At 70.6% G+C, this 24,120-nt stretch carries 19 protein-coding genes; 8 read left to right on the top strand and 11 right to left on the bottom strand.

Translation table 11 applies throughout. The annotated features are described in order from the left end of the window. Positions 1-3: 3 nt before the first annotated feature. The 11 genes from BUQ68_RS00505 to BUQ68_RS00455 all read right to left on the bottom strand — a co-directional run bounded on the left by BUQ68_RS00505 (position 4) and on the right by BUQ68_RS00455 (position 13,852). A complete protein-coding gene (locus BUQ68_RS00505) occupies positions 4-1,176 on the bottom strand; it encodes a PP2C family protein-serine/threonine phosphatase (RefSeq protein WP_075213979.1) in 1,173 nt (390 codons plus the stop codon). After that, positions 1,173-1,601, bottom strand: a complete 429-nt coding sequence (locus BUQ68_RS00500; RefSeq protein ID WP_175577699.1) for an ATP-binding protein — start codon at positions 1,599-1,601, stop codon at positions 1,173-1,175. The genes BUQ68_RS00505 and BUQ68_RS00500 overlap by 4 nt, the downstream gene beginning before the upstream one ends. Positions 1,602-1,630: 29 nt before the next feature. Next, the gene (locus BUQ68_RS00495; protein WP_210215568.1) at positions 1,631-1,963 is read right to left on the bottom strand and encodes an STAS domain-containing protein; all 333 of its coding nucleotides are present in this window, start codon (positions 1,961-1,963) and stop codon (positions 1,631-1,633) included. A 26-nt stretch (positions 1,964-1,989) separates the two neighbouring features. After that, positions 1,990-2,991, bottom strand: a complete 1,002-nt coding sequence (gene glsA / locus BUQ68_RS00490; RefSeq protein ID WP_075213977.1) for a glutaminase A — start codon at positions 2,989-2,991, stop codon at positions 1,990-1,992. Positions 2,992-3,365: 374 nt separating this feature from the next. Then, positions 3,366-4,598, bottom strand: a complete 1,233-nt coding sequence (locus tag BUQ68_RS00485; RefSeq protein ID WP_075213976.1) for a hypothetical protein — start codon at positions 4,596-4,598, stop codon at positions 3,366-3,368. Between the two features lie 36 nt (positions 4,599-4,634). Continuing rightward, positions 4,635-5,579 carry a hypothetical protein gene (locus BUQ68_RS00480; RefSeq protein WP_139315115.1) on the bottom strand — a complete coding sequence of 315 codons (945 nt, stop codon included), beginning with the start codon at positions 5,577-5,579 and terminating at the stop codon, positions 4,635-4,637. Next, positions 5,576-6,910, bottom strand: a complete 1,335-nt coding sequence (locus BUQ68_RS23525; RefSeq protein ID WP_175577698.1) for a hypothetical protein — start codon at positions 6,908-6,910, stop codon at positions 5,576-5,578. Before BUQ68_RS23525 ends, BUQ68_RS00480 begins: the two co-directional genes overlap by 4 nt. A gap of 86 nt (positions 6,911-6,996) precedes the next feature. Then, on the bottom strand, positions 6,997-8,496 hold the full coding sequence (locus BUQ68_RS00470; protein WP_139315113.1) for a hypothetical protein: 1,500 nt from the start codon (positions 8,494-8,496) through the stop codon (positions 6,997-6,999). Positions 8,497-8,498: 2 nt separating this feature from the next. Beyond that, positions 8,499-11,900, bottom strand: coding sequence for a hypothetical protein (locus BUQ68_RS00465; protein ID WP_075213972.1), 3,402 nt, complete (start codon positions 11,898-11,900; stop codon positions 8,499-8,501). A 122-nt stretch (positions 11,901-12,022) separates the two neighbouring features. Further along, a complete protein-coding gene (locus BUQ68_RS00460; RefSeq protein ID WP_139315112.1) occupies positions 12,023-12,499 on the bottom strand; it encodes a hypothetical protein in 477 nt (158 codons plus the stop codon). Between the two features lie 225 nt (positions 12,500-12,724). Beyond that, positions 12,725-13,852: an amidoligase family protein gene (locus BUQ68_RS00455; RefSeq protein WP_075213970.1), complete on the bottom strand. Its 1,128-nt coding sequence runs from the start codon at positions 13,850-13,852 to the stop codon at positions 12,725-12,727. A gap of 195 nt (positions 13,853-14,047) precedes the next feature. Here BUQ68_RS00455 and BUQ68_RS23520 point away from each other — a divergent pair, with 195 nt between their 5' ends. From BUQ68_RS23520 to BUQ68_RS00415, 8 genes are all read left to right on the top strand, one after another. Beyond that, a complete protein-coding gene (locus BUQ68_RS23520; RefSeq protein WP_075213969.1) occupies positions 14,048-14,398 on the top strand; it encodes a hypothetical protein in 351 nt (116 codons plus the stop codon). A gap of 392 nt (positions 14,399-14,790) precedes the next feature. Continuing rightward, positions 14,791-15,555, top strand: a complete 765-nt coding sequence (gene fabI, locus BUQ68_RS00445; protein ID WP_075213968.1) for an enoyl-ACP reductase FabI — start codon at positions 14,791-14,793, stop codon at positions 15,553-15,555. Positions 15,556-15,565: 10 nt separating this feature from the next. After that, the gene (locus BUQ68_RS00440) at positions 15,566-18,127 is read left to right on the top strand and encodes a DUF3141 domain-containing protein (RefSeq protein ID WP_083656041.1); all 2,562 of its coding nucleotides are present in this window, start codon (positions 15,566-15,568) and stop codon (positions 18,125-18,127) included. Next, a complete protein-coding gene (locus BUQ68_RS00435; RefSeq protein WP_075213967.1) occupies positions 18,124-19,512 on the top strand; it encodes a bifunctional enoyl-CoA hydratase/phosphate acetyltransferase in 1,389 nt (462 codons plus the stop codon). Before BUQ68_RS00440 ends, BUQ68_RS00435 begins: the two co-directional genes overlap by 4 nt. Beyond that, a complete protein-coding gene (locus BUQ68_RS00430; protein WP_075213966.1) occupies positions 19,509-20,699 on the top strand; it encodes an acetate/propionate family kinase in 1,191 nt (396 codons plus the stop codon). Before BUQ68_RS00435 ends, BUQ68_RS00430 begins: the two co-directional genes overlap by 4 nt. Beyond that, on the top strand, positions 20,696-21,349 hold the full coding sequence (locus BUQ68_RS00425; RefSeq protein WP_075213965.1) for a CoA transferase subunit A: 654 nt from the start codon (positions 20,696-20,698) through the stop codon (positions 21,347-21,349). Before BUQ68_RS00430 ends, BUQ68_RS00425 begins: the two co-directional genes overlap by 4 nt. 14 nt (positions 21,350-21,363) lie before the next feature. Next, entirely contained in the window at positions 21,364-22,017 is a 654-nt protein-coding gene (locus BUQ68_RS00420) for a 3-oxoacid CoA-transferase subunit B (RefSeq protein WP_075214325.1), read from the top strand. Between the two features lie 657 nt (positions 22,018-22,674). Continuing rightward, a complete protein-coding gene (locus BUQ68_RS00415) occupies positions 22,675-23,700 on the top strand; it encodes an AraC family transcriptional regulator (protein WP_075213964.1) in 1,026 nt (341 codons plus the stop codon). Positions 23,701-24,120: the final 420 nt, after the last annotated feature.

Raw genomic sequence — 24,120 nt, 5'->3', positions numbered from 1 at the left:
GGTTCAGGAAGGCCGGCGGCAGAGGACCAGGAGGGTCAGGTCGTCGAACGCCTTGGCGTCGCCCACATGGGCGACCACATCCGCCATCAGGCGATCGCCGATCCGGCGCGCCGACCCGTCGTCGAGGCCGGCGGTGCAGGCGGCGAGAAAGCGGGCGGTGCCATACATCGCGCCGGCCGTGTCCTCCGCCTCCACGACGCCGTCGGTGACGAGCACCAGGCCGTCCCCGGCCTTGAAGTCGAAGGCGTGGTCGGTGAACACCATGTCGGCGAGGACGCCGACGGGGGGATCGGCCGGGTGGACCACCGCGCAGGCGCCTTCACCCTGCAGCCGCACCGGTGGCAGATGCCCGGCGTTGGCGAAGGTGAAGCGATCCTCCGCGACCGACGCGAAGCCGACCAGGAGCGTGAGGAAAAGGCTCGACTCGTTGTTCTTGCAGAGCTCCTCGTTGAGGAGCGCCATCACCTCGGACGGCCGCGGCATGCGGCCGGCGAGATCGCGGAACTGGAGGACGCCGGCCCGCAGCAGGCTGCGCGCCCGCGCCATGAAGAGCGCCGCCGGGATGCCCTTGCCGGACACGTCGCCGATCGCCACCATGACGATCCCCGGCTCGACCTCGAAGAAATCGTAGAGGTCGCCCCCCACCTCCTCAGCCGGGATCATGGCGGCGAACACGTCGAACCGGGCGCCGACCGTGTCGAAATCCGAGGTCACCATGGCGAGTTGCTGGCGCCTTGCGATCTCCAGCTCCCGTTCCAGCCGGTCCAGTTGGCGGCGGACTTCCGCCCGCAGCGTCTTCTTCTCCAGAACCGAACCGATGCGTGCGCGCAGAACCGACGGGTTGAACGGCTTCGGCAGATAGTCCTCCGCCCCGAGGTCCAGGCAGCGGACGACGGTCTCGGTCTCGCTCGCGGCGGAGATCATGACGACCGCGGTCTCTTCCAACAGGTCGGCGGCCCGGATGGCCTCAAGGACCTCGATGCCGTTCATCTTCGGCATCATGACGTCGAGGAGCACCAGATCGGGGCGGTGGGTGAGCACGTGCTCGAGCGCCGCCACGCCGTCCGCCGCCTCGCTGAGGTTGAAGTAGCCGAGCCGCTGCAGGCGGCGGAACAGGATGGTCCGGTTGTCCTCCACGTCGTCCACGACGAGGATATGGGCGGCGAAGATGGTCATCCGGACGCCTCGCGGTCGAGGACCAGCAGGACATGGTTGCGGCCGTCCACCACGCGATAGCGCGCCTCGGTCATCAGGTTGCGCACGAGGTGAACGCCGAGGCCGCCGAGCGGGCGGGTCTCCAGGCTTTCCTCCACGTCGGGGGGCTGGAGGGTGAAGGGGTCGAACAGGGGGGCGTTGTCGGAGAGCGCCAGCGTCACCCGGCTCGCCTCGGCCTCAAGGCGGATCCGCACCTCCCCCGGCGCCCCCTCGCCGTAGCCGTGGTCGATGACATTGTTGACGAGTTCGTCGACGGCAAGACGGATCCTGAAGGCGGCGTCCTCGGAAAGGCCCGCCGCGCCCGCGAACCGATCGAGCCGGTCCAGGGCCGCCGCCAGGCCGGGCTGATCGGCGACGAGCGCGATTTCCAGGCAGGTCGTGCTCATTGGCCGGGCAGTCCCTTTCGTCGGGCGCCTCATGGGGAGACCGTCGCCGCCTCCACGCTCGGGTAGATATCGAAGATGCGGATGAAGCCGCTGATCTCCATGACCGTCCGCACCCGCTCGTTCAACGCGGCGAGCGCGACGCGCCCCTCGGCCCGCTTCACCTTCTTGGCCGCCGACAGGAGAACAGACAGACCGATGCTGCTGATGTAGTCGAGCGTGGACAGGTCGATGACGAAGATCGTATCGCCGCGGTCGATGGTCGCCGACAGGTGCTGGTCGAGAAGGGGCGCGTTGCTGCTGTCCAGGCGCCCGGTCGGACGGATCACCAGGACGGCGTTGTGATGGCGCTCTACGATCTGCAAGGCCGAAATCCCTCGTGGGTGATGCGTCATGTCCGGCCGGAACCGGTGAAGAACGAGCCTATCAAGGCGGACCCCGGATTGGTCATGTCGAAGGCGTGGAGGCCGAGTTCGGCCGACAGGCGCCGGAACGCCTCGACGCCGCGCACCGAGTTGCCGTTGCGGTCGAGGCGCGGCGAATAGGTGCCGACGCCCAGTTGCCGGTTGACGACACCCATGATGCCGCCGCCGACGCCGCTCTTTGCCGGCACGCCCACATCGTAGGCCCAGTTTCCCGAGTAGTCGTACATGCCGCAGGAGAACATCACCGCCAGCGTGTCGCGGACAGGCCCGACGTCGAACACCTGGCGGCCGCTGACCGGATGCTCGCCCATGTTGGCCACGGTCGCGCCGATCCGGGAGAGATCCCGTGCGGTGACGCGGATCGAGCACTGGCGGAAATAGAGGTCGAGCGCCGGCTCCATGGGCTCGCGGAGCGCTCCGGCGCTGACGAGCAGATGGCCGATCGCCCGGTTGCGGTGGCCGGTCGCCGCCTCCGATCGGTAGACGGCCTCGTCCATCTCCAGCGGCCGTCCCGCCGCCTCGGAGAGACGGTCGAGCACCACCTGGAACGCCTCGTCGGCGCCGTACACGTCGCGAAGAATGCCGGCGACCGTGATCGCCCCGGCGTTGACCATCGGATTGTACGGGCGGCGCGACGCCGGATCCAACTCGATGGCGTTGAAAGGGTCGCCGCTCGGCTCGACGCCCACACGCTCCAGGACGGTCGCGCGACCGGCCGTTTCGAGCGCGATGCAGTAGGTGACGGCCTTGGAGACGGATTGGATGGTGAAGGTCGTCTCGGTGTCGCCGATCTCGTGCAGAGTTCCCGCCGCCGTGGTGATGGCCAGTCCGAACGGCTCCGGATCGACCGAGGCGATCTCCGGGATGTAGTCGGCGATCGTGCCTTCGGTGTTCCGGCTCACATGGGTGTGGATGTCGATCAGGACGCGATCTATCTCATGCCCGACTTCGGCAGCGGCTTGATCCATGCTTCCCCCCGACCACGCATCGACATGGGACCGTCGTCACCATCGGACACCCGCAGCGACGCCGCCCGGCACCACCCTGTCGCTCCGGTCCGATGCAGCGTCGGCGTAGCAATAAACATTCCACGAAACATATGGGTCGACCGAGTGAGGGGCGGTGTCGGCGTCCGATACCCGGCTCGTGACGGTCGGACTCGCCGGACCTTCACGCGCGTTTCGACCTGACCGGCCGGCGCCCGTTCGGGCCTGGTATGATGCGTGGACGCCCTCGACCGCCCGGGACCGCCCCGAGCCCGTCGCCCAGGCGGCGCGGCCGGGCGGTGTTGCCAGGCCGTCTTGCGCGTGTCCGGTTCAGGTGAGGGCCGCCGATGGCGGGCTCACTCCGGGTCCTGAACCCGATTGCGCGCCGTCAGCCGCACCTGGCGCGTATCCGGCCGGATGATGGCGATCTCCACGCAATTGCCGGGGCCGTCCGTCATCAGGAAGGGGTGGCCGGCCCAGGCCATCACACGGGCGGCCTCGCCGGGATTGAGGCCGGTGATCTGCACCGCCTGGCCGTTCTCGTCGACCCAGTGCACCACGCGATAGGCGCCGGAGCGGTTCACGAAGACCACGGGGAGCTTGCGGTCGCTCGCCACGGCCCGTGCGCGGGCGAAGCGGGTGCAGCTGTCGCGCCGCTCACCGCCGCCGGACGGCGGGGCCGCCGCCACGGCCGGGCGGCCGAGCGCCGTGCACGCGGCGATGAAGCGCCGGACCGGCCCCGAGCTCCCCTTCAGCGGCAGGGCCAGGAGGTCGTCGCCCTCGCCGTAGCCGATCTCCAGCTTGGCCGCCATCAAGGCCCAGACGGGATCGTCGAGCCGCGCGGACAGCGTATATCCCTCAATGCTCTCGCCTCCGGGCGCGCGCAAGACCCGAGCCCTGTAGCGTCGGTCGAACCCGTCCCCCAGGATCCTCATGTCCGTCGCCGTGCCCTGCTTGCGCCCCGACATGTCGGCCGCGATCGTCATGGTCGCCCGGCCGGGCGATGCGACGGCGCAGTCCGCATGGAACTGGACGGCGTCGGTCTCCGGTATGCCGAGCACCAGCCGCGCCGCCACGATCACGCCCCTGGCGTCCTTGTCGCCGCTGGCCTGCCAGGCGAAGCCCTCCGGCAGAGCCCCCTGTTGCGGATCGACCGGCGGGGGCGGCGGCGGCGCGACGGCCGTCGTGGTGGTGGCGGGCGGGGTCCGGACGGTCGTCGTGGTCGTCGACGGCGGCGTCGTCACCGGCTTGACCCCGGCCGCGGACCCGACCGTCGCCGGCGGGAGGGACGCGGGCGCGCGGGTGATCAGCCGCTGCAGCGGCGCGGCCGTGGCGACGTAGCGTTCCACCGGCCGCCGGTCGACGGCGACCTGCAGCGTGTCGCCCGGCGAGGCCTTCACCACCTTGGCCTCTCTTTCGGGAATGCGCAGGAGGTAGCGCGGCTGAGCGCCCGGCGGCGTCAGGTAGACGTCCACCGGTCCCGTGCGATCGTTCGTCACCTGGATCTGCACCTCGGCGGCCGCGGCGCCGGCCGCTCCGCCGAGAAGGAGCAGGGCCAGGAGGATCAGTCTCTGAAGCGTCGGCAGCATGGGTCGAGCTCTCCCGGGGGGATGGCGCCTGGGTGATCAGTCGAAGTGGACCGGTGTGTCGTCGGTGAGGGTCACGGGCGTGCCGGCCGGGGCGCCGTCGCGGCGAAACTCCACCGTCGTGCCGGTCAGGAAGGTGTAGCGGCCGGTGATGCCGGGTTCGACCACGCCCTGGAGGATGGGGGTTCCGTTGGTGCCGGTGATCCAGACCTCCACCGGCCGTCCCGCCGCGCCATTCTCCACCGTCAGTTGGCGCACCTTCGCCTCCGCCGCGTCGGCCTCGGCCTTCGCGGACGTCATGCTGTAGCCCACCGCCGAAACGATGCCGGCAATGGCCACCCCTTGCGCACCCCAGCCGAACCGCCGGGTGTATTTCGGCCCTTTCGGGGACGGCAGGTCCTTGGCCCTGACCCCGAGAAGCGACAGGGGCGCCGGGCTCTCGTCGAATCCGGCGGCCTTGCGCCAGGCGGCGACGACCACAGCCTCGGTCTCCGGGTCGGGCAGACGCCTGGTGGAGAGGTCGTCCCGCCGCCGCGCGGCGGCCCGGTCGATGAAGCCGAGGATGCCGGCGCGCGTCGGTCGCGGCAGGCCTGCCGCATCGGCATTGGCACGCTGGCGCCGGGCGACTGTCAGAAGAGCGGCTCCCGGCGAGTCCACATCGGTTGTCCGTGCGCCGGTTTCCAGGGCCGTCCCGGCCGCCCGTGCGGCGGGCGGTGCCGGCGGAACGGCGGCAGGCGAGGGTTCGGCCTCGCGCGCGAAGCGGCGGAGCACATAGCCGGCGGGCCGCGGCGGCGCGGCGGGGATCGACTTGCCGACGACACCGAGTTCGTCGAGCGAGCGCGCCGTGGCCCGCCCGGCGCCCGCGAGATCGTCGAAGATGCGCACGCTCGCCGCCTCCGCCGGTCCGCATGCGACGAGCACGCCGAGGGCGCCGGCGAGCAAGGGCCGCGGAAGCGGCCGGACGGACGAGCGCCGATCGGTCATGGCTTGAGGACCCAGCCGGCGCGCAGCACCGTGACGGCGTGTTCCGGTGCGAAGACCGTGTAGGGCACGTTTGGACCGGCGTTGTTGGCGCGCAGCGCGAGCGCGGCGCCGCCCGGCATGTGGATGGGACGCGCCAGGCCTGGATTCATCAGTTCGATGAGCGGATTCGTGCCGTCCTTGGCAACGAAGGCGACCTCCAGCGGCACTTCGAGGGTGTTCTGGACGACGACGCGGACGGTCTTCGGCAGGCGGCCCCTCTGGTCGCGGTCGCTGACCTCCGGCTCCTGGTCGGCGGTCGTGCCGTCCGGGATCGGGATCGACCCGCCCGCTCCCGCCTTGGTGATGGTGCCCGAGGCGTCGACCACGATGGTGCTTTCCGGAGTCGGATCATCCGGATCCCGCGGTTCCAGATTGAAGGTCTGCCGCGTGCTGTCCTCCAACGGCTCCCGGTAGATGTAGCCGACGGCCACGCCGCCGCCGATCACCCCGAGCGTGATGAGCCCGCCGGTCACCTTGGCCGCCGTTGCGAGGCGGCCCGGGGGCGGTTCGACCCGCACCCTTTGGATATCCCTCGGCGACGGGGGCCAGTCGATCCGGACGGGGGCGTCGGGGAGTTGGACATATTGCGACCTGACATTGCTCTGCAACCCGGGGACGGTGTCCGGGGAGGCGAACTGCTGCGGGCGGGGGGGCAGGTCGGGCGCCCTGGCGGCGGCCGTCAGCGGCGGAAAGCGCTCGTAGAAGATGGCGCCACGGGTCGGAGGCACCACGTCGTACTGCGGACGGGGCGTCGGCGGCAGGGCCCGGTTGAGGGCGGCGGCGGCACCGCCCAAGCCGCCCGCGGCGGCTCCACCGGCACCGCTGGCGGCTGCTCCGCCCGCGGCGACCCCGCGCAAGTCGCCAGGAAGGGTTTCCGGACCGACGTAGACGGTGCCGTCGTTGGCCCCTCCCTGACCGGCGCGGCGGACGGCGCCGAGGTCGTCGACGGGCGGAGTCGGGAGCAGGTTGTCGACGGCTCGGGTGTCGAAATTGCCACCCGGCGGGGGCGGCAGGTTCACCCCACCGGCGCCGCCGGCATTGCCGCTCGGCAGCGCCGTGACCGGCGGCGGCGGCGGCGGAAGGTTGGACGCGCCGCTGTTGGATGCCGCGTTCGGGTTCGGATTGATGCGGCGGAGCTGGGTGCCGCCGGGCGGGGCCTGGGCGGGATCCGCCGCCCGCCGCGCGGCGTCGGCCGCATCGCCCCCCGCTCCCGGTTCGAACTTCTTCAAGAGTTTGCGCACGACCCCGGCGCCGCCGGCGTCGGCGGTCGGGACTTGGGCGATGGCGACCACGCCGGCGCAACCGGCAACGAGGGCGGCACGGAGCAAACGGACCATGGGAGTGTCTCTCCTCTTCGCGCGGACGCGGTGCGGGCGGACTACTTAACGCTGCCGTTGAAGGTGACGAGTTGGCGGGGTGCTTCGGTCGGCTGGAAACCGTCGCGCCAGTCCGCCCCTTGGGCGAAGCGCCAGATCCTGCCGGGCGGCGACGGCTGCAAGGCGACGTATCCGGGCTCGATCTGCAGCACGAACTGCGGTTCGCCGCCGTCCTCCGGGTCCAGGTAGACGTCGACCGGCGCCCCGGACAGGTTCTCGATGGCAACGAGGACCTGTCCGGGCGGAATGAGCGGGGTGAGGGCATCCTCTCCCAACGGCGGCGGCAGGGCGGCGAGCTCGGCCTCCGCGGCCAACGGCACCGGATCCGGGAGAAGCGGTTCGGCGGCGGGCAGGAGGGGATCGTTGCCCGTCTCGGGCACGGACGGCAGGCCGCTCCCGTCGATCGCCTCCAGGGCCGCGACGGGGACGCCGGCGAAGGCGTCGGCGGGCGCCAGACCGGTCTCAGCCGTTTCCGCCGGCACGGGTTCGGGAAGAGGGAGCGCGTCGGCGGACGGCGTCGGCTCAGGCAGCAGATCCGCCGTCTCGGCCTCAACCGGCGCCTCGCCCGGGGCCGGCAGCAGCTCCTCCTCGACGAGGCCGGGAGACGGGGCCTCCAGCAGCACCGGCGCCTCCACCGGTCCGGCCGCGGCATCCGCCGGCGCCTGGCCCGGATCGGGAAGGAGAGGCTCCTCTATCGGCGGCTGGTTCGGATCGGGCAGGAGGAATTCCTCGACCGGCGGCGCGGCGGCCACGTCGGCGGGCGGCTGGCCCGGATCGGGGAGGAGAGGCTCCTCCAAGGGCGGCTGGGCCGGATCGGGCAGCAGCGGCTCCTCGACGGGCGGCGTGGCGGCCACGTCAGCGGGCGGCTGGGCAGGATCGGGGAGGAGAGGCTGCTCCACGGGCACCTGGTTCGGATCGGGAAGGAGCGCCTCCTCTGTCGGCGGCTGGCCCGGATCGGGGAGGAGAGGCGCCTCCGCCGTCTCGGCCTCGGGCGGCGCCGCCGGCGGTTCGGCGAACGCCCAGACGGTCGTTCCGCCGTCGACCGGGACCAGCGCCACCGCGCCGCCGGTGATGACGAGCGCGACCGCCGGGTCGAGCGCCGAGAGGAGCCGGACCCCGGTGTCGGACGGCTGGATCAGCCACAACGGCGCAAGGCCTTCCGGGGCGCTGGCGGGGACTTCCGCGCGGCCCTCGATGTTGGCGAGATACCCTCCGGACGTGTTGGACTGGAGCCAGACCGCCTCCAACCCGGTGCGCTCGTCGACGCCGGCCGGCTCGGCCAGCCAGTGCGTTCCGGCGGCGGCGGGATCGGGGGTCGTCGTCGCGCTTCCCCCGGCTTCCGCCAGAAAGGCGTTGTCGGCAAGGCTCTGGATCAGCCGTTCATCGGCCGCCAGCGCCTGCGGCAGGTCGAGGAGCAGGCCGGCGAAGGCGGCGGCCGCTAGGAGGCGCCCCAGGCGCCCCGACCGGCGCGGCGGATGGGACGGCGCGGATGGGGTCCTCATCATCATTTCACCTCCGAGCAGAGCGGCAGCGCATAGGCGATCACCACGTCGGCGATGCCGGTGGGATCGAGTGCGGAATAGGGGAAGGGCGAACCGGGCTGGGCCTGCTCGGCGGCGTCGAGCGCGGCTTCCACGTAGCTGTCCATCTGCGCTTCGCTGACGCCCGTGCCGAGACGGCGGAGAATGCGCTCGCGCAGTTCGGCGTCGAGTTCCGTGCGCAGCCGCTCCGCGTCGTTGGCGGCGCTGTCGACGCTGATGCCGTAGAGGGTGCCGCTGAGGAGGCCGGAGATGAAAAGATCGATGCCGACCTCGCGGGCCAGCACGCGGCTGCCGGCCCGGACGGCGGCGGCGCGGCCCTCGCTGAGCGCAATGTTCAGCTGCTTGCGGAAGGTCTGCTTGGCGGTGGCGCGCGCCGCCTCCTTGGCGGCCAGCTTGGCCGCCTGCTCGCCGGCCTCCCGGCCGATCGCCTTGGCGGAGGCGCGGGCGATGGTGACCGCCTGGCGCGCCGCCATGGTGGCGGCGGTCGCGCCACCGAGGGTGACCACAGTGGCGGCGGCGTTGCCGACCACCATGATCGGCGACGAGATCTGGTCGGCGAGAAGCGTGGCGCAAGCCCCGGCGTTGGCCGTGCAGGTGCCGCCGCAGGAATGCGGCAGCTTGGCCGGACATCCCGCCCAGCACACCGGGCCGACCCCCTGGTAGCCCGCCTGGCAGCTGTTGTAGCAGAGGCCGGCGTCCATCTCCTGGCCCGGCGAGCAGCTCATCAGGCGCCCGACGCCGCGATCATAGGTGTTCTTCTGGCAGCCGGCGCCGACGTCGATCATGCCGGCCGGGCAGATTGGGGTGCAGAGGTTCACGAACAGCGGCGCCGTCTTCGTGTTGGCGGGGCAGCTCTCGTAGATGATCTCGCCGATCTTCTCGCACCGGTTCCCGTGCTTCTGGCGGCAGCGGGCCCGGGCGCCGTCGAGGTCGAACCAGTCGCCGAACTGCCAGGGGTAGGCGTTCCGGGCGTAGGGCGCCGGCTTGGTGCAGTGGAGGCCCGTGTCGTCGAACCCGGCCGGACACGCGGGAATGCACATGGTCACCGCGCCGTTGTAGCCCGGCCGGCACTTGGTGTAGCAGAGCCCGGCCGTCGCCTCCTCCTCGCCCGGCGGACAGGTCCGCGGGATGGTGCCGACACCGCGCGGGCTGCTGTTCTTCCAGCAGCCGGCCGGCAGGGCTGCGGCGGCCGCGTTTGTCGCGCCCGCGACCCGCTGTTCGGACAGGGCTTCGTTCGTCGCCTTCTCCAGGTCGAGCCGGAACAGGCGCTCGAAGTCCACGTCTGACACCTGGTAGGGCAGGCCGACCGTCTGGACGGCGTCCGGACCGACGATGAAGGGCAGCTTGACGCCGATGTTCGGATCGCCGTCGTTGCTGAAGGAGGCCTCGGTTCCCTTCGCATGGAACCACACGAAGGTGCCGGGGCGGATCGACGCGTCGAGCGACTGGCCGGCTCCCACCTCGTAGAGGCGGATCCGCTGGCCGGCGGCGGTGCGCGCGACGGCGTAGCCCGCCTGCGGGCTGCTGTTGACGATGCGAACGGTGCGCGTGTCGCCGGTGACGTAGGTGTCGCGCTCCGCCAGCCGTTCGCCTTCCTCCAGGACCGGCAGGTCGAGCGGGTCGACACGCCCGCCGGCCGGCACAACGAACGGGAAGCCGAGCTGGGTCAGGCTGTCGTCCGGCAGGGCGGCGTAGAACCAGAGCTTCGCACCCGGCTGGAAGCGTCGTTCCGCGACGCCAAGGGCGCCAACCATGGTAAGGACGAGCGACTGCCCGTCGGCCTCCACGGCGACGGCGACCGGAACGTCGGCGCGGTTGCGCAGCACGACCGGTACGCTTCCAGGACCGGTCTGGAGCGCGAAGGCGTCGGCGCTGTCCGGAGCCGAATCGCTGACGAACACGCTCTCCGTGCCGTCGCCGACGTTCGGCTGGCCGGTGACCGTGTAGGGCGCGCCGATCGGCGCTCCGGTCGTCGCGTCGGCGAAGCTGACCGTCCCGCCCGGTTCGGCGGCGAGGACGAAGCGGAGCGTGTCGGCCGGGATGCGCTCCAGGGTGAAGAGGGCGCCGTTGAGGTCGGGGACGCGGACCAGGAGGTCGGCGCCGCCCGGCGCATAGAGGACCAGCGGCCGGCCGTTGGCGGCGATCCGCGCCCGGACCGGCGCCTCGGCGTCGTAGGGGAGACGGACGATCTGGAGCGCGTCGCCGTCCGGCCCCACCCGGTAGGGATCACCCACCGGCTCACGGGTTTCCGCGTCGTAGAAATGCAGGAGGGAGCCCGGGCGCAGGGCCTGGGTGGTTTGCGAGGTGCGGGCGAGGTCGTTCACCCGCTCGGTCGATTGGCCGTCGGGCGCCACACGGCCGACGAGGATCGGCCGGTCCCCGGCATTGACGAGGGCGACGGGAACGCCGTCCGGGTCCTCCACCGGCGGCGGCGGGCCGGCGGGCGTCGCCGCGTCGGGCGGCACGTAGGGGATGTCGACCGTCTGGCCGTCGTCCGCACCGACGGGATAGCGGGGGCTCACGCCGCGTTCCGTGCCGGGTTCGACGAAGAAGAGGGCATGACCGGGCAACGCCTGCGCATGGAGCCGCGCGCCGATCGGCAGGATGCCGAGCGGCACCGCTTCGAGGCCCGCCGGATCGACGGAAAGCACCTCGGCCGGCGCGCCGGTGCCGTTGCGGATGACGACGTCGACGCTGCCGGGCGGGCCTGCGACGACATTCGGGACCCGCACGGCCTCTCCGGCCGCGCCGGTCACCCCATGGCCAGGCAGGATCCAGGCATCGCCCTCGGCAAAGAGCAGGATGTCGCCCGGAGCCGCCTCCAGATCCGCGCTCTCACCGGCCGCAAGGGAGCCGAGCGGCGTCACCGTCTTGGCGGCGTCCTGGATGTAGACGTCGACCGTGGTCGGCAGATCGTTGGTCAGCGGCACGAGGACCTGACCGGCCTCCGGAGCCGGCGCGTCCGCCGGCGGGGCCGCGACCGGCACGACGACCTTCTGGTCAGCCTCCGGCCCCACCCGGTAGGCGTCGCCGATCCAGGCGCCGTTCTGCGAGAAGGCCAACCGGAGGCCGGGTGCCACCTCGACCACGCCCGCCGAGGCCGCCTCCAGCCCGCCGAGCGCGGTGAGGGTGTCGCCGTCGCCGACCGCGTAGACGCTGATCCGGCCCGCCGTGGCGTTGGTGATCGTCACCTGGACGTCGCCGGCCGCGACGTGCACCACCGGCAGGCCGCCCCGGACCGTGACGGCTGCCCCGGCGAACGGCGCCGCGGCCGACGGCAGGGATCCGGCAAGCGCCGCGGCCACGGCCATCGCCAGGGCGGCGGCGCGGGGATGACGGGCGATCCTCAGGAGAATGGACGGCATGGCGCGGCGATCCGATCGGAGGGCGCGAGCAGGAAAACGTGCATCCCCCCGGTCGTATGGTCGAAGACCGCCGTCGGGAAGCTGGATGGGGTCTGGTGCGCCGGGCCGATGGCCGGGCGTCGTCACTGCCTTAGGATGGCGTGGACTTCCGCCCCGCGACCGGCCGTAAAGAGCATGCCGACCTTGGTCTTGGCGTCGTCGATCGACCGGCCCCAGAACCCGGCGAGCGTCTCCGCGTCGCCGAAGCTGAGGCCCGTATCGAAGAAGGTACAGGCGCTACCGGCGTCCCGAGCGGCCCTGAGCGCCACCTTCACGTTCCGGATTCCGGTCTCGCCGTTCTGCACGATCTTGCGATCCGCTTCGGCCTTCGCTTCGGTGAAGGGCTTGTTCCAGAATGCGGCGAGCATCGTGGCGTCACAGCCGTTGAAGCCGGCCTGGAAATAGGATTCCAACGCGGCCTCGGCCGACCCGCCGCCTGTGCCTGCAAGCACGGACGCGGCCAATATCAAGGTTTTACTTGTATTCGACTTGGATTTGCCCTTGACCGACCGCACCATCGTCTCCCCCCAATCCGAAGCGCAAAATGTGCGACCGCGCAATCGCGTATTATATTTCTAAAATGCTACATCGAAGGTGAGAAGCGGTACAAGGTGGCAAGTGCCCACAACACGGCGGAGCGGCATTCCTTCTGTATGACACGTACATATGCTATGGATGAACGAGTCGTTAACTCTCTGTTTCTGTTTGCCCTGGCCAGCCCCGGCTAAACACGAGCGCCGACGGAATTTATTTCAATCCTGCATACTTGCGCCTGGGCCGGCCGCCTATCCCCGCGCCTCGGCGGCGGTTTCGATCCATGCCTGTCGAACCTCGGGCGGCAGATCGAGTGCGGCCAACAGGCGATCGAGCCGATCCGGCACCCGGCGCACCGCCTCGCGCTCCACGCACCAGTGGAGCAGCGCCTCGAACAGAGACGCCGCCGCCAGCACGGGTGCCGGGTCGAGACTTGCGGGGAGCACGCGGACCTCGACCGTATCCTTGGCAGGATCGGCGGCGAGGATGTTCTTGAGATTGTAGTCGCAGTACTTGGACAGCCCCACGGTCGACAGCATCGCCGCCGCGGTGGGCCAGTCCGCGGCGCGGAACGCGCGGCTGCGGGCAAGCGGCGCCAGCGCATCCGGCCAGGGACCCAGGCGGACGCAGTGGGGGTTCACCCCGACCATCTGCTTCAACGCGTCTCCGTGCCGGTCCAGGAGGCCGATCAGGGTGGCAAACACGCGCGCGCGACGAAGCGGCGCGCCATCGAAGTGGATGTGCGTCGCGCCTTCCCGGGGCAGGCTGAAGCCCTCCTCCCGGGCGAGAGCGAGAAGGCGGGCGACCACCTCGTCGCGCTCGGGCCCGAGCGGCGCCGTGACGATCTCCGTCGCCCGCTCGCGCTCGCCGGGCAGCGGCGCGGCGACCGCGACCGGCCGTCCCTCGCCGTCGCCGACGCGGACCATGCCGGACGGATGCGTCTCGGTCGTGCCGCCGAACAAAGCCGCAAGGGGCGCCAGCACGACCGCAAGCGCCGCATCGGGATCGCAGTGACGCTGGGCGAGGCGGATCAGGCGGGCGTCGTCGGAGACGATCCGGTACCAGCCGGGCTGCGGCGGCGCCGCCCGATCGAGGTCGTGCTGGAGGGTGATGTCGCACACGAAGGCGGCGATCGGCCGGCCGGCTCCGTCGCGCACCCGAAAACCCGGAGAGAGGTTGTTGAAGGTCGGCTGGCCCGGAACCTTGCTCGGCTCCGTCTGGGCGTGGAAGAAGCGCTCCACCCGCCCCCCGAAGGCGGCGGCGGTGCGTTCGGCCAGATCGCGCCGCGACCGGCCGGCCGGTGCCAACAGTTCGATCTCAAAGCCGGTGCGCCAACGCGCTTGTTTGCCGGATGCCTCTGGTCCGGATTGCCTGCCCATCGTCGCCCCCTGCCTCAGCCGCGCCGGAGCATGACACGGGACGGGATCCGCGCATCCTTCTTCGAAGGCCGTTTCAGGGGTTTTCCGATCTGTGACGCCGATCACGGAAGGCGCCGTCGAGGGGGACTAGGGTTCGGTCATCGGCGGACGACACCACCGCCCGAAACCGAAGCGCACCTTCAAGGGAAGACCACGATGTTCGCCAAGTCCGTCACCATCGCCGTCGCCGCCGCCGTTCTCTCCACCTCGATCTTCGCGTCGGCGGAGCCCGCCTTCGCCAAGAACCGCAACCGCGACGTCGCCGTCGGCGCCTTCTTCGGCCTTGCGGCCGGCCTCCTCGCCGGCGCCGCGATCAGCCAGAGCCAGGAACGCCGCCACGCCGACGCGCCCGTCCGCCGCCAGAACAACGGCTACCGGCCCGCGGCCGAGCCCGTCTACATCGACGGCTACCAGCAGGACTACGCCGCCACCTGCCGCCTGCAGCCGGTGGTGCGCTGGGTCCCGGGCAAGGGCGAGGTCACCGAGTTCAAGAAGGTTTGCCCGTAACGCCGTAGAGAGGGTCTGGGGCGTTCAGGCAAGTGACCTTGCCGCCGCCTCGGCACCCGTTCGCCTCATCCGTACGGGCAGAGACGGAACAGCATCGCCGGCCCGCGAACCATCGGACGCGGAGCCCACTTCGGCCCTTCTGCACGCACGCGAAAGGCGAGGGGTTCTCAACGTGCCGCGCGGCGTGCGCAGAGCCGGAAAAGGGGCCCTGGGCGAAAATCCGGCATCCGACGCGCCCGTTCCAGGAGATCTCCTCTTGGATGCGGCGCGTGCGGATGGCTGGTGCGTACGCAGACTACCCAATCGCGTCACTCCGACCATGTTGCGCCGCACAAGGTTCACACCGTTCAGCTAGGATGTTCCCGTTCAGCGGATGAGATCGGGGGCGATCCATGTTTTCGTTGGAAGGTCGCAAGGCGCTCGTCGTCGGCGTCGCGAACGAGCATTCCATCGCGTGGGGCTGTGCCACAGCCCTCAAGGCGCAGGGCGCCGACCTCGCCATCACCTATCTGAACGCGAAGGCCGAACCCTTCGTCCGGCCGCTCGCCGAAACGGCCGGGGCCGAGATCGTCCTGCCGCTCGACGTGTCGCGCGCCGGCGAGATGGAGGCTGTGTTCGACGCGGTCCGCGACCGCTGGGGGCGGCTCGACATCCTCCTCCACTCGATCGCCTTCGCGCCGCGCCAGGACCTGCACGGCCGGGTGGTCGACTGCTCGGCGGAGGGCTTCGCGCAGGCCATGGACATCTCCGTCCATTCCTTCCTGCGCATGATCCGGCTCGCCGAACCGTTGATGACGGATGGCGGCACCTGCCTGTCGGTCTCCTTCTTCGGGTCCGAGCGCGTCGTGCGCCACTACAACATGATGGGGCCGGTCAAGGCGGCGCTGGAGAGCGTGGTTCGCTACGCCGCCGCGGAACTCGGCGAGAAGGGGATCACCGTCCATGCCCTTTCGCCGGGGCCGCTGAAGACCCGGGCCGCGTCGGGCATCGACCATTTCGACGAGCTGCTCGACGCCGCGTCCGCGCGGGCACCGACCCATCACCTCGCCACCATCGAGGACGTCGGGGCGATGGCGGCCTTCCTCGCCTCCCGCGAGGCGCGCAACCAGACCGGCGGCATCCACGCCATCGACGGCGGCTTCTCGATCACAGCCTGAGGGGCACCCCATGGTCAACGTCTTCGATCTCTTCGATCCGGCGCGTCAACCGGCCGTGCCCCGCCCGGAGAACGACGCGCTGGCGGTTCTCAACGGCCATCTGGAGACGGCGCGCCGTGAGGTCACCGACGTCGCCCAGACTTACGACATCCTGGGTAAGGTGCTGAGCGCCCACGCGCGCCGCATGTTCGACAGCCATTCCGACCGGCTGCGCCAGACCCTCGACAAGGTGCAGCGGCTGGCGGGTGCTCTCCGCGACCGCCAGGGCGCCGGATCGCTTCAGACGGACTGGGACGCCTACCTGCGCGACTCCCGCGAACGCCTCGTCCTCAGCCTCGACGCCTTGCGCAAGCGCGGCGATGTCTTCCTGGCGCACGAGGAGGCCGGCTGCCCGCCGGTTCTCGCCTACGACTACGACGTGGTGATGGACGGCAAGGACCTGCCCTATCCCTGCAACTACGTGCTTCTGAAGATCACGCCGCCGGCCGGGGTGGCGGTGAAGGACTGGAAGCGCCCCTACGTGATCATTGATCCGCGCGCCGGCCACGGGCCTGGCATCGGCGGCTTCAAGACCGACAGCCAGGTGGGCGTCGCGCTGCGTGACGGCCACCCGGTCTATTTCGTCGCCTTCAAGCGCATGCCGGAGAAGGGCCAGTATCTCTCCTACGTGACGCGCGCCGAGGCGGCGTTCGTGCGCGAGATCATGCGCCGGCATCCGAACGCGCCGAAGCCGATCATCGCGGGCAATTGCCAGGGCGGCTGGGCGACGCTGCTCCTGGCCGCCACCAACCCGGACCTCACCGGCCCGATCGTGATCAACGGCGCGCCGGTCGCCACCTGGGCCGGGGCGGTCGGCGTCCACCCGATGCGCTACAACGCCGGGGTGCTCGGCGGCACCTGGATCCCGATGCTTCTCTCCGATCTCGGCGGCGGCCTCTTCGACGGTGCCCACCTCGTCCAGAACTTCGAGCTGCTGAACCCGTCCCGCACCCTGTTCCGCAAGTACACCGACCTCTACCTGGACATCGACAAGGGCGACGCGCGCTTCCTGGAGTTCGAGCGCTGGTGGGGCGGCTTCTTCCTCCTCAACGAGCCGGAGATCCGCTGGATCGTCGAGCAGCTCTTCGTCGGCAACCGGCTCGTCAAGAACGAGGCCCGCATCGAGCCCGGCCGCCCTGTGGACCTGAAGCAGATCAAGGCGCCGATCATCGTGTTCGCCAGTCACGGCGACAACATCACGCCGCCCCAGCAGGCGCTCAACTGGATCGCCGAGACCTACGCCGACGTGCGCGAGATCCGCATCCGCGGCCAGCGCATCATCTACATGAACCACGACCAGGTCGGTCACCTCGGCATCTTCGTCTCCTCCCAGATCGCCAACAAGGAGCATGCCGAGGTCGGCTCCACGCTGAAGACCATCGAGGCGCTTGCGCCCGGCCTCTACGAGATGCGCATCGAGGATTATGCGGGCGACGAGGCGAACCGGCGCTTCACCGTCGGCTTCGTGGAGCGCACCCTCGACGACATTCGCGCGCTCGACGACGGGCATTTCGACGAACGGCCCTTTGCGGCGGTGGCCCGGTTCTCCGAGATCCAGGCCCAGGCCTACGACATGATGGTCCGACCGCTCGTCAAGGCGACCGTCACCGAGAGCATGGCCGAGATGAACCGGGCGCTGCATCCGCAACGGCTCAGCCGGGCGCTGATGTCGTCGCGCAATCCGGTGTCGGCGCAGATCGAGGACGCGGCGGCGACGGTCGCGGCGGGACGGCGGAAGGCGGCGCCGGACAATCCGTTCCTGGCGGCGGAATCGCTCTGGTTCGACATGATCGAGCAGTCGATCGACCTCTTCCGCGACCAGCGCGACATGCTGTTCGAACTCACCTTCCACACGGTCTGGGGCACCCCCTGGATGCGCGCCTTCGGCCGCACCCACGAGGCGCGCCGCACGCTGAAGAGCCTGTCGGAACTGCGCGGCCTGCCGGAGGTCACGGCGGCGATCTTCAACATCGAGCGCGGCGGCTTCGTGGAGGCCGTCATCCGCATGCTGATCCTGCTTGCCGAAAACCGCGGGACGGTGCGCCGCGACCGGCTGGAGCGCTCCAGCCGCGTGCTGACGCAGGACGAGCCCTTCAGGTCGCTCTCGGCGGCGCAGCGCGCGATGATCATCCACGAGCAGACGCTGATCGCGACCTACGAGCCCGAGCGGGCCGTGGAGACGCTGCCGCTCCTCCTCAAGACACCCGAGGAGCGCGACCTTGCCGTCAAAATCGTGCAGTACGTGCCCGGCGCCATCGAGGAGATGAGCCCGCACACGCTCGACCTTTTGCAGCGCTTCCACACGGTGCTCGGCCTTTCTCCGGTCACTGAGGACATCCTCGCGGATCCGTTGCGCCGGGCGGACGGGCCGGCCCCACCGACCGTTGCGGCGATGCCTCCGGCGGTCACAGGCGCCGTCGGCGGCGACGCCGAGCCGGTCGTCGCGCCCGCGCCCGGCCATGCCAGACCGTCGCCGCGCAAGCGCCGTGACGCGACCAAGCGCAACGGCGGTGGCGAGGAGGCGGCCGAATGAGACTGGAGAACCGGACCCTCGGCGAGATGGTCGTGGGCGAGACGGCGGAGCTGCGCCGCCTGATCACCACGGACGACCTCTACGTCTTTGCGGCGGCGTCGGGCAACTACAACCCGATGCACTTGCCGCACGAGGACGGCAACGGCGATGGCCAGGTGGAGGGCGTCGCGCCCGGCATGTTCGTCGCCTCGCTGATCTCGGCCGTGCTCGGCACCAAATTGCCGGGCCCTGGAACCCTCTACCGGGCGCAGTCCCTGGAGTTCCACGACAGGGCGCACGCCGGGGAGGAGCTCGTCACCACCGTGACCGTGCTGGAGAAGACGCCCGAGGGCCTCGTCACGTTGTCCACGGAGGTCCGGCGGCCCGTGGACGGCGCGCTGGTGCTGACCGGTGTCGCCAGGGTGGAGGCGCCACGGCTGAAGTTCGCAAAGGACGGCGTCGAGGTTCCGGGCCTCGTGGTGCAGCGCCACCGCCACTTCGAGGACCTTCTGGCGAAGGCCCGGCCCCTGCCGGCCCTTGCGACGGCCGTGGTCGCGCCGGAGGAGCCGAACTCGCTCGGCGGGGCGATCCTGGCGGCGCGCGAGACGATCATCACGCCGATCCTGATCGGCGACGCCCAGAAGATCCGCGCCGTCGCCGCCGAGATGGACGCCGACGTCTCCGCCTTCGAGATCATCGACGAGCCTTCGCACGCCAAGGCCGCCGTGATCGGCTGCGACCTTGTCCGCAGCGGCCGGGCCGGCGCGGTGATGAAGGGCCACCTTCACACCGACGACCTCCTGAAACCCATGCTGGACAAGGAGCACGGCCTTCGGGTCGGCCGGCGCTTCACCCACGTGTTCGTCATGGACGTGCCGGGCGTCGCCCACCCGCTGCTCGTCACGGACGCGGCGATCAACATCGCGCCGGACCTTCCCACCAAGGTCGACATCGTGCAGAACGCCATCGACCTCGCCCTGTCGATCGGCATCGAGACCCCGCGCGTCGGCGTGCTCTCGGCGGTGGAGACCGTCAACCCGGCGATCCCGTCGTCGGTGGATGCGGCGCTGCTCTCCAAGATGGCGGACCGGGGCCAGATCACGGGCGGCCTGGTGGACGGACCGCTCGCCATGGACAACGCGGTCGACATCGCGGCGGCGCGCACCAAGGGCATCCGTTCGGAGGTCGCGGGTCGGGCGAACGTCCTCGTGGTCCCGGGCCTCGACGCCGGCAACATGCTGGCCAAGCAACTCGCCTACATCAGCCACGCGGAGGGCGCCGGGCTCGTGCTCGGCGCGCGTGTGCCGGTGATCCTGAACTCCCGTTCGGACAGTTCCATGTCGCGCCTCGCCTCCTGTGCGGTGGCGGCCCTCCACCACGCCCGCACCGGAAGCGCCAAGCCATGAACGAGGCGATCCTCACGCTCAACGCGGGATCCTCGTCGCTGAAGCTTTCGGTCCATGCGGCAACCGGGGAGCGCTTGCTGGTCTCCGGCCTCGTCGACAGCATCGGCGGCGACGGCACGCTGCGCCTGAAGGACGGCGACGGCGCGGAGCTGGCGGCGCAGACATCGGTGGCCGATTTTCGCGACCACCAGGCGGCCCTCGCGACCGTGCTTGGCGTGTTGCGGGAGGTCTTGCCGGGGCTCGACGTGGCCGCGGTCGGACACCGGGTGGTGCACGGCGGGCCGGACTTCAAGGCCCACGCGGTGCTCGACACCGCGATCCTGGAGCGGCTGGCCGCCTTCTCGTCTCTCGCGCCCTTGCACCAGCCGCACAATCTCGCGGGCATCCGGGCGGCGCTCGCCGCCTTCCCGGCGGCGGCGCAGGTGGCGTGCTTCGACACGGCCTTCCACCGCACCCACCCTTTCGTCAACGACGTCTTCGCCCTGCCGCGCGCCTACTACGACAAGGGCGTGCGGCGCTACGGCTTCCACGGCCTCTCCTACGAATACATCGCCAGCGAGTTGGCGCGCCGGGCGCCGCTCCTGGCGGAGGGGCGGGTGGTCGTCGCCCACCTCGGCAACGGCGCCTCCATGTGCGCCATGCAGGACGGCCGCTCGGTCGCCTCCACCATGGGCTTCTCCGCCCTCGACGGCCTGCCGATGGGCACCCGGTGCGGCCAGCTCGATCCGGGCGTGGTGCTCCACCTGATGGTCGAGGAGGGGATGGACGCCAAGGCGATCTCCGACCTCCTCTACAAGCGGTCGGGTCTCCTCGGCCTCTCCGGCCTTTCCAACGACATGCGCACGCTGGAGGCGGCCGGAACGCCGGAGGCCGACGAGGCGATCGACTATTTCGTGTTCCGCATCCAACGGGAACTCGGCGCCATGGCGGCGGCCCTCGGCGGCATCGACTCGCTCGTCTTCTGCGGCGGCATCGGCGAGAACTCCCGGCTCGTCCGCGCCCGCGTCTGCGAGCGGATGGCCTGGATGGGCATCGAACTCGACCCGGCCCGCAACGCGGCGAACGCCGAGGTGATCTCGAGCGACCTTGCCCGCACCACCGTACTCGTCATCCCCACCAACGAGGAACTGGTGATCGCCCGCGCGACGCGCCGCCTCGCCCTCGGCTCGACACGGAGCGCCGCATGAAGGACTGCATCAAGGCCGAAGCCGCCGCCGACCTGATCCCGGACGGGGCGGTGCTGCTCATCGGCGGCTTCATGGCCGTCGGCTCTCCGCTTCGCCTGATCGACGCGCTGGTGGCGCGGGGCGCCAAGGACCTCACCATCGTGGCCAACGACAGCGCCATGCCCGGCAAGGGCATCGGCAAGCTTGTCACCGCCGGGGCCGTCTCCCGGATGATCGTCTCCCACATCGGACTGAACCCGGAAACCCAGGCCAAGATGATCGCCGGCGAGATCGACATCGAACTGGTGCCGCAGGGCACGCTGGTGGAGCGGATCCGCGCCGGCGGTGTCGGCCTCGGCGGCGTGCTGACGCCGACCGGCCTCGGCACCGAGGTGGAGGACGGCAAGCAGACCATCGAGGTGAACGGGCGGCGCTTTCTCGTGGAGCCGCCGATCCGTGGCGACTTCGCCCTGATCGGCTGCCGGCAGGCGGACTATGTGGGCAACCTCGACTACTCGCTGACGGCCCACAACTTCAATCCGATCATGGCGCTCGCCGCCGACATGGTGATCGCCGAGCCGGACGTGATCGTGCCGGTCGGCGTCATTCCGCCGGACGCGGTGAAGACTCCCGGCGTCCTGGTCGACCGCCTCCTGCAACGCGCCGCCTGAGGAGACGCCCCATGATGGAGGCCAAGGAACGCATCGCCCGCCGGGTGGCGCGCGAGATCAAGCCGGGCTCGCTCGTCAACCTCGGCATCGGCCTGCCGAGCATGGTGGCCAACTTCGTGCCGGCCGATCGCGGCGTCTTCTTCCAGGCGGAGAACGGGGTGATCGGCCTCGGCGCGCGTCCGCCGGAGGGCATGGAGGACCCGCATCTGACCGACGCCGGCGGCGGGTTCGTGACCGCCGTGCCGGGGGCGGCCTCGATCGACAGCGCCATGAGCTTCGGCCTCATCCGTGGCGGTCATCTCGACATGACGGTGCTCGGCGGTCCGCAGGTGGACGAGCGCGGCCACCTCGCCAACTGGAAGGTGCCCGGCAAGATGGTGCCCGGCATGGGCGGGGCGATGGACCTGGTGACCGGCGCCAAGCGTGTCGTCGTCGCCATGCAGCACGCCGCCAAGGGTTCGTCCAAGATCGTGCGCGAATGCACCTTGCCGCTGACGGCCCAACGCCGCATCGACCTGGTGGTGACCGACCTTGCGGTGATCGAGCCGACCGACGAAGGGCTGGTTCTGCGGGAAAGGGCGCCGGGCGTGACCATCGACGACGTGATGGCCGCAACGGAGGCGCGCCTCCTCGTCCGCGGCGCCGTCCCCGAGATGCCGCTCGACTGAACGGGCTTGCGATCCGATTCCCCGGCCGACGGCGATCTTCGCCTCCAACACCGCCCCCATTTCGCTGCCGAAACGCGCGGCTGCCTCCACCCGGCCGCCCGTCCGCGTTCCGCCGATGGGCTCGGCCCCAGCGTCTCCGCCTTGTGCTTGCCGCCGCTCACCTGCTGCGGCCGGCGGCACGGGTCGCCCGAGAACCGCGCAAGCACCGTGAGGCGCTGGACCTTGATGTGGCCGCGCGGCTGTGGGCGGAATCGGCAGTCCTCACCGGCGTGCGGTTCCCCTGACGTCCGCCGGCCGTCATCGCCTGCATCGCGCGGTCCTTCAGACGGATGGGCGTGCTGGTATCATAGATCTCTGGCGCCCCAGGTTCGCCTTAACTAGCCCTGAGGGGAAAAGAGGTGCGCAACAGGAACGCTTGTGCGAAGAGACGGTACGAGAGTACCCATGCTCATCGTTGTCGAATACATTGCGAGGAGTGTCTGTAGGGAGGGTATCGAGAGTTTCTATTCCGCGTTGATCACTTTGTTTCTACTTGAAAGCCAGACTCTCATTCGTTTTACTCATCCGCATGCTGGTCATAGGCCATAGTCCCCCGCGCGGGCCGAGCCGATCCATGGCGCTCCGTCCCGAACATGTTGGCGATCGTCCGAGGTGCAGATGGACCCCCTTTCCGATCTCCTCTCCCTGCTGAAGCCGAGAAGCTACGTCTCCGCCGGATTCGACGCAGGAGGCGCGTGGTCTGTGCGCTTCTCAGACCAGCACGGCCGGATGAAGTGCTACTCGGTCGTCAGCGGTGGGTGCTGGCTCGCCGTGGACGACGTCCCCGCCCCGGTCTGGCTGTCGGCGGGCGACTGCTTCGTCCTTCCGAGCGGCCGCCCGTTCGTGCTGGCGAGCGACCCCGGGGTGGCGCCGGTCGAGGCCAAGACGGTCTTCCCGCCCGCCCGCAACGGCGGGACCGTGACCCTCAACGGCGGCGGCGGCGTGTTCCTCGCCGGCAGCCGCTTCGAGGTGGCCGGACACCATGCCGCCGTGCTGCTCCGGCTGCTGCCGCCCATCATCCATCTCGGAACCGAGACCGAGCAGGCCGCGCTTCGCTGGACGGTGGAGCAGATGATGCGCGAGCTGCACGAAGCGCAGCCGGGCGCGGACCTGATCGCCCAGCACCTCGCCCACATGATGCTGGTCCAGGCTCTCCGGCTCCACCTCCGGGACGGTGCACCGACCGGTGTCGGCTGGCTGGCGGCCTTGGCCGACGGGCAGATGAGCCGGGTCCTGGCGGCCATCCACGCCGACCCGGCACGGCGCTGGGCGCTCCAGGATCTGGCGGCGACGGCGGGCATGTCCCGTTCGACCTTCGCGCTCCGCTTTCGCGAGACGGTCGGCGAGACCCCGATGGACTACATCGCCCGCTGGCGCATGCTGCTCGCCGCCGAGCGCCTGACCAACACGGATGAATCGCTGACCACCATTGCGCTCTCGCTCGGCTACGAGTCGGAGAGTGCCTTCAGCACCGCCTTCAAGCGGGTGATCGGATGCTCGCCCCGGGAGCATTGCCGCCGATGGGGGACGGCGGCCGCGGACGCGCGCTCGGTGAGGGCGCCCCATCGGGCGGACCTCCTCGGCAGCGCCTGGCCGTCCGACCGCTCCACCCCCTCCCGGCTTCTGCCGATGGCCGGCGAATGACCACGGGAAAGGGTCGGGCAAGCGGCGCCCACGCCCACTGACCCAATCCATTCGGACGTCTGGACCATCCACACGGTAGGGCCGCGCCGCGGCGGCGCCACGATGCGGCAGGGTCAAGGATCGTCAGCCTTGCAGGGCGGCGACGACCCGTTCCGGGACGAACGGCAGGTGCCGCAGCCTTACACCTCCGGTCAGCCGAGCGACCGCGTTGGCGATCGCGGGCGCGACGGGCGGCAGACCCACCTCTCCGATGCCGCCGGGTCGGCTCCCCGCCGTCTCGATCACGGCCACGTGGATCGGGGGAGTCCGGTGCCGTCAACCACAACATCATCGGATATGGCCGTCAGGCCGTCACCGGGCCGACCACGGTGAACCCGGAGGCCGATCGGGCGGCGGTGACGGGGACGGGCGGGCTCTCCG

This window comes from Mongoliimonas terrestris (assembly GCF_001927285.1).
GTDB classification, from domain to species: domain Bacteria; phylum Pseudomonadota; class Alphaproteobacteria; order Rhizobiales; family Pleomorphomonadaceae; genus Chthonobacter; species Chthonobacter terrestris.
This window is presented reverse-complemented; position numbering and strand designations above follow the sequence as displayed.

What these genes read in the sequence shown, in the direction of transcription:
- BUQ68_RS00505 (WP_075213979.1), bottom strand. Translation starts at nt 1,176, where the DNA reads ATGACCATCTTCGCCGCCCATATCCTCGTCGTGGACGACGTGGAGGAC.
- BUQ68_RS00500 (WP_175577699.1), bottom strand. Translation starts at nt 1,601, where the DNA reads ATGAGCACGACCTGCCTGGAAATCGCGCTCGTCGCCGATCAGCCCGGC.
- glsA (WP_075213977.1), bottom strand. Translation starts at nt 2,991, where the DNA reads ATGGATCAAGCCGCTGCCGAAGTCGGGCATGAGATAGATCGCGTCCTG.
- BUQ68_RS00485 (WP_075213976.1), bottom strand. Translation starts at nt 4,598, where the DNA reads ATGCTGCCGACGCTTCAGAGACTGATCCTCCTGGCCCTGCTCCTTCTC.
- BUQ68_RS00480 (WP_139315115.1), bottom strand. Translation starts at nt 5,579, where the DNA reads ATGACCGATCGGCGCTCGTCCGTCCGGCCGCTTCCGCGGCCCTTGCTC.
- BUQ68_RS00470 (WP_139315113.1), bottom strand. Translation starts at nt 8,496, where the DNA reads ATGAGGACCCCATCCGCGCCGTCCCATCCGCCGCGCCGGTCGGGGCGC.
- BUQ68_RS00465 (WP_075213972.1), bottom strand. Translation starts at nt 11,900, where the DNA reads ATGCCGTCCATTCTCCTGAGGATCGCCCGTCATCCCCGCGCCGCCGCC.
- BUQ68_RS00455 (WP_075213970.1), bottom strand. Translation starts at nt 13,852, where the DNA reads ATGGGCAGGCAATCCGGACCAGAGGCATCCGGCAAACAAGCGCGTTGG.
- BUQ68_RS23520 (WP_075213969.1), top strand. Translation starts at nt 14,048, where the DNA reads ATGTTCGCCAAGTCCGTCACCATCGCCGTCGCCGCCGCCGTTCTCTCC.
- fabI (WP_075213968.1), top strand. Translation starts at nt 14,791, where the DNA reads ATGTTTTCGTTGGAAGGTCGCAAGGCGCTCGTCGTCGGCGTCGCGAAC.
- BUQ68_RS00440 (WP_083656041.1), top strand. Translation starts at nt 15,566, where the DNA reads ATGGTCAACGTCTTCGATCTCTTCGATCCGGCGCGTCAACCGGCCGTG.
- BUQ68_RS00435 (WP_075213967.1), top strand. Translation starts at nt 18,124, where the DNA reads ATGAGACTGGAGAACCGGACCCTCGGCGAGATGGTCGTGGGCGAGACG.
- BUQ68_RS00430 (WP_075213966.1), top strand. Translation starts at nt 19,509, where the DNA reads ATGAACGAGGCGATCCTCACGCTCAACGCGGGATCCTCGTCGCTGAAG.
- BUQ68_RS00425 (WP_075213965.1), top strand. Translation starts at nt 20,696, where the DNA reads ATGAAGGACTGCATCAAGGCCGAAGCCGCCGCCGACCTGATCCCGGAC.
- BUQ68_RS00420 (WP_075214325.1), top strand. Translation starts at nt 21,364, where the DNA reads ATGGAGGCCAAGGAACGCATCGCCCGCCGGGTGGCGCGCGAGATCAAG.
- BUQ68_RS00415 (WP_075213964.1), top strand. Translation starts at nt 22,675, where the DNA reads ATGGACCCCCTTTCCGATCTCCTCTCCCTGCTGAAGCCGAGAAGCTAC.